Annotated in this window: 4 protein-coding genes and 1 pseudogene; 2 read left to right on the top strand and 3 right to left on the bottom strand. The window is 62.4% G+C overall.

Annotation, left to right across the window (positions count from 1 at the left end; genetic code table 11):
• Window positions 1-71: 71 nt before the first annotated feature.
• A pseudogene (locus tag F6X42_RS41700) lies at window positions 72-560 on the bottom strand (NUDIX domain-containing protein).
• A gap of 530 nt (window positions 561-1,090) precedes the next feature.
• Between F6X42_RS41700 and F6X42_RS41695 the strand changes: the two are divergent.
• Window positions 1,091-3,079 carry a thioredoxin domain-containing protein gene (locus F6X42_RS41695; RefSeq protein ID WP_187639593.1) on the top strand — a complete coding sequence of 663 codons (1,989 nt, stop codon included), beginning with the start codon at window positions 1,091-1,093 and terminating at the stop codon, window positions 3,077-3,079.
• A 415-nt stretch (window positions 3,080-3,494) separates the two neighbouring features.
• On the opposite strand, the gene F6X42_RS45040 is transcribed toward F6X42_RS41695, so the two are convergent.
• Both F6X42_RS45040 and F6X42_RS41690 read right to left on the bottom strand, forming a co-directional pair.
• Window positions 3,495-3,662, bottom strand: coding sequence for a hypothetical protein (locus F6X42_RS45040; RefSeq protein WP_312893022.1), 168 nt, complete (start codon window positions 3,660-3,662; stop codon window positions 3,495-3,497).
• Complete coding sequence (locus F6X42_RS41690; RefSeq protein ID WP_246530541.1) at window positions 3,659-4,105, bottom strand: dioxygenase family protein; 447 nt, start codon at window positions 4,103-4,105, stop codon at window positions 3,659-3,661. Before F6X42_RS41690 ends, F6X42_RS45040 begins: the two co-directional genes overlap by 4 nt.
• 94 nt (window positions 4,106-4,199) lie before the next feature.
• Between F6X42_RS41690 and F6X42_RS41685 the strand changes: the two genes are divergently transcribed.
• Window positions 4,200-4,541, top strand: coding sequence for a hypothetical protein (locus F6X42_RS41685; RefSeq protein ID WP_187639592.1), 342 nt, complete (start codon window positions 4,200-4,202; stop codon window positions 4,539-4,541).
• Window positions 4,542-4,623 lie beyond the last annotated feature (82 nt).

The following is a 4,623-nucleotide window of genomic DNA, read 5'->3' as shown; positions in this document are numbered from 1 at the left end:
CCTCCGCTGGCAGGGCATGTTCACCCTGCCGATGAGAAACCCGCGGTCAAGCCGGCCGCCGAGGCTGGCTACTACCAGCGGAGATTTCCGCCAAGATAAGCAGCGACCGCTTCCGTCAGCGCCATGCCGCGCAATTCGTCCCGCGATGCCAGCTGCGCGGCGATAATCTCACGATTATCAAGCCGCAGCTCGGGTAGTGAATCGAGGTGCAGTTCAAAGAAATGCACCCGATCTCTTCGCCCGTCCCAGATGCCGCAGGCACTGCCCGCAGGGAGTAACGGGTACGACGGGAGACCGATCTCCGCCTCCATTTCGCGCTGCGCTGCTGCCTCAGGCGTCTCCCCGGGCCGGACACTACCGCCCGGAAAATTCTACTCGGCCCGGTACGATGACTTCACCAGCAACAGCGCCCGCCCGACGTAGATTGCTACAAGCGCGCCCTCATGGTGAGGCCGTCGAAGGTACCACCAGGTGCGGGCGAGCCGAAAGCCGAGGCGAAGCACCATACGCCAGACAGAGTCGATTCGCATGGCCGGTCGCGCTCGCTCGAGGCTTGGCATGAGGTCTCCTTTCCTTCCATGGTCAGAGGATCTTCCGGGTCGCCGCGTTCGTGCGGCTTAAGTCCTTCAGCGTCTGTCACACCACTGTTTTGGAGGCCTTAGTCTACCCGGTGGCTGCTCCCGCTCGAGATAGCGATTGTCAACAATCCAGGGATGTATGTCGACCGGCCGTTCATGGCCGCCTGCTGGCGGACGCGTCCGTCTCATGGTGTTCAAACGCGCCGATTGACCAGCTTCCGGAAACGGCCATTAGCACGCGGCGGCCGGCACCGGGTCGCCACATGACGCGTCGCCCGCTTCAAACGTCGGTCTGCTCCGCCATCTCAAGGGCATCCTCTACGATAACCTGCGTCAGAAATAGCAGACACCCTCCTCCCAAGGACCCTTCGGACATCTGAGAAGAAGCGCAAAAGCCGTCCAATTCAGTTTGATGACGCTCGTATCAAGTCCGCCAGCCGCGCTTGCAGGGCGCACGAGTCTGCGCGACATTTGTCATCACGACCGGCGCGTAAGTCCGGCTGGAGACTGCCATGACGAACCGACTCGCCACCGAAACCTCCCCTTACCTCCGCCAACACGCGGAGAACCCGGTGGACTGGTATCCGTGGAGCGAAGATGCATTTCGCCGCGCCCGCGAGGAAAACAAGCCGGTGCTGCTCTCCGTGGGCTATTCCGCGTGCCACTGGTGCCACGTCATGGCGCACGAATCCTTCGAGAATCCGCGTATTGCCAGCCTGATGAACGAGCGCTACATCAGCATCAAGGTCGATCGGCAGGAGCGTCCCGACATCGATGACATCTACCAACAAGTCAGCCAGATGATGGGACAGGGAGGCGGTTGGCCGCTCACCGTGTTCCTCACGCCGCAAGGAGAGCCGTTCTTCGGCGGCACCTACTTCCCGCCAGACGACCGTTATGGCCGCCCCGGGCTCGTGCGCGTGCTGACGAGTCTGAGCGAAGCCTGGCGGCATCAGCGAGAAGAGCTGCGCGACACCATTGCGCAGTTTCGGCAGGGTTTCCGACAGCTCGATCAAGCGAACCTGGGCGGTGAAGCCACCGGAGTCGCGGATCTGCCGGCAGAGACAGGCCGCGCCTTGGCACGGGACACTGACCCGGTCCATGGCGGGCTGGGCGGCGCGCCCAAGTTCCCCAACCCAGGCTGCTACGATCTCATGCTGCGCGTCTATCATCGAACTGGCGAGGCCACGCTTCTTGACGCACTGGGACGCACGCTTGACCAGATGGCAGCGGGCGGTATCTATGACCAACTCGGCGGCGGGTTTGCCCGCTATAGTGTCGACGCACGTTGGGCCGTGCCGCACTTCGAGAAAATGCTCTATGACAACGGCCAGCTCGTTAAGCTGTACGCGGACGCCTACCGCCTGACCGGCAAGCAGGCGTGGCGCCGCATCTTCGAGGAAACCATCGCCTACGTTCTGCGCGATATGACGCACCCCGACGGCGGCTTTCATGCCGGCGAAGATGCCGACAGCGAAGGAATGGAAGGCAAATTCTATGTCTGGACACCCGCCGAGGTTAAGGCAGTCCTCGGCGAGTCCGACGGTGCACTGGCATGCCGGGCCTACGGTGTGACAGAACACGGCAACTTCGAACACGGTGCTACGGTGCTCCACTTCGCGGTCGAGATGGATGGGCTGCAAGCAGCGCATCTGGCAGGCTGGCGCGAGCGGTTGCTGGCGGCACGCGGCCGGCGCGTGCGCCCGGCTCGGGACGACAACATTCTCACCGGCTGGAACGGCCTGATGATCGAGGGGCTCTGTGCCGCTTTCCAGGCGACGGGCATCCCCGAGTATCTCAGCGCGGCAAAGCGCGCCGCGAATTTCATCCAGGGCAAGCTGACCCTGCCCGACGGTGGCGTATATCGGGCCTGGAACGACGGGACAGCCAAGGTGCCGGGGTTTCTCGAGGACTACGCCTTCCTCTGCAACGCGCTGCTCGACCTCTACGAGTCCTGCTTCGACAAGCGCTATCTCGATCGTGCGATCGAACTCGCGGCACTCATTCTCGATAAGTTCTGGGAGGACGGGCTGTATTTCACCCCGTGCGACGGCGAGCCATTGGTGCACAGGCCGCGCGCGCCTTACGACAACGCCTGGCCGTCGGGCATCTCTACGAGCGTGTTTGCCTTCTTGCGCCTGCATGAACTCACCGGCCACGATCTCTACCGTGACCGCGCCGAACACGAATTCCGGAGATACGAGGTCGCAGCCGCCAGGGCGCCAGCCGGCTTCGCGCACCTCCTTGCCGCCCGGGACTTCGCGCAACGCGGCCCGCTCGAGATCGTCTTTGCGGGCGACAAGTCGGGCGCCGCCGCGCTCGTAACAAGCGTTCACCGCGCATACCTCCCCGCGCGCGTGCTGGCCTTTGCCGAAGACGTACCAATCGGCCGGGGGCGCCACCCGGTCAAGGGCCGGCCTGCCGCCTACGTGTGCCGAAATCGCACGTGCGCCGCACCGGTGACCGACGTCAAGGCGCTCCTTGAGTGTTGTGCACCGTGATGCAACCCTGCGCTATCACCACCTGACAGGCATCGACGAGGTGCCGTTCGATTGGAATTGTTTCCAAGACCCTAAGCGCCCCGACGCAGCAGGTACGTACTATCCCGCTGCCGCTCCATGCTGGCACCTAAATCCTGACTCTCGGGGTTGAGCGCGTGTGAATGACGGTCCAAATGCGACACTAGACGACGGGGCTGGGTCGGCGTCATGGCGAGTTGCACCAGCTTCTGACGTTCACCGAGAATTGACCCGCTTCAGGCCGTAGTTTGGAGTGAACCCCTGGGGCTGGACCGGAAGGCTCTGATGTGAGGGACGCTCCTTTCCCCTAAAGGCGAGTAACGACGTCTCTACTTTGGCATAGGCCTGCCGGCCTCGCTGGGGGAGTCGTCCATCACATCAGAGCCGTCAACTGGAGCTACCCGAGCTTCAGCACGAAATCGAACTGGGCTGCCTTGCGATCACTGCGGTCGTCGATCGTCATCAGCAGCCTTCGATCGAACAGGAAATCGCGCGAATTGCGCTGCTCGCCGGGGAAATAGAGTTGTGTCGTCAGGACCTGCCGGTTCGGCGCCTGCACCTTCACATGGAAGTGTCGCGTGCGCCCCGGATACAGGCCGGGGACAATGGTCTCGAGGCGGCTTGGCTGTCAGTAAACTGATGGCCGCGCAGCCGGAAGCCGTCGACATCGTATTCGCCGCTGTCGTCCGCGTGCCAGAAATCAAGCAGCGCGCTCACTACCGGCGTGCATTGCGTGGACAGCACGCGGCCAGTCAGAACAATCTTCGTGCCATGCATCCCCGGCTCGAGCAGCGAGGCGCGCTGCGGCGAGCGCGGCAAAAAGAACGGCCCTTCCGTTTGCGGCGGTGTCTGTTCCGGATGGTCTTTGCATGCGGGCGTCGGCGAAAGCTCGTCGGCCAGTGCGTGCTCGGGCTCACGCCAAACCGCCAGCAGAACTGAAGACGCCACCACGCCCGACTTGCGAAGAAAGTCTCGACGCCCTTTTCTCGAACGTGCGATCCGCATCATACGTCCCCTCGTATCCACACGTCAGATCCGCCGCCGTGTAGATGACGGACCCTTCACTCGATCAGTGTAAGCCAGAAATCTCCGGTGAGACGGCGTGTGCGCAAACGACCGGCGAGAGCTTCGCGCAGGGTTCACCAAGACCTTCGGCGTAGGCGTTCCGGCTGAGTTTGAAGCCTATCTGGCTGCGCATCCGAAAGGCGTCGAAAACGGATATGGTCCGAGGCTCTGGAACACTGAAGCAATTCAAGGCGAAACCGATGAACGCGATTTGGCCAGCAAGGGCGTGTGCATCATTGGTGCTTCCGATGATGTCAGCAATATTTTGCTGCGGGCACGCGATGGCAAGTTGTTCATCGTGGATTCGATGGACCATACAACGGTTGACGCATGGTTCTCTGGCGTCGATTCGTTAATTGGCCTGCTCAACCTTGAATGAGTCGGAAAAGCGCAATGAACTACCAGCGAGCATCGTTCCGCGACATCGCCGGTGGCCGCAGCGGCACGCATACTGCGCTCGC

It is taken from the genome of Paraburkholderia podalyriae (assembly GCF_014397785.1).
GTDB lineage: Bacteria > Pseudomonadota > Gammaproteobacteria > Burkholderiales > Burkholderiaceae > Paraburkholderia > Paraburkholderia podalyriae.
This window is presented reverse-complemented; position numbering and strand designations above follow the sequence as displayed.

Coding starts and splice junctions, on each gene's coding strand:
- F6X42_RS41695 (WP_187639593.1), top strand. CDS start 1,091: ATGACGAACCGACTCGCCACCGAAACCTCCCCTTACCTCCGCCAACAC.
- F6X42_RS41690 (WP_246530541.1), bottom strand. CDS start 4,105: ATGATGCGGATCGCACGTTCGAGAAAAGGGCGTCGAGACTTTCTTCGC.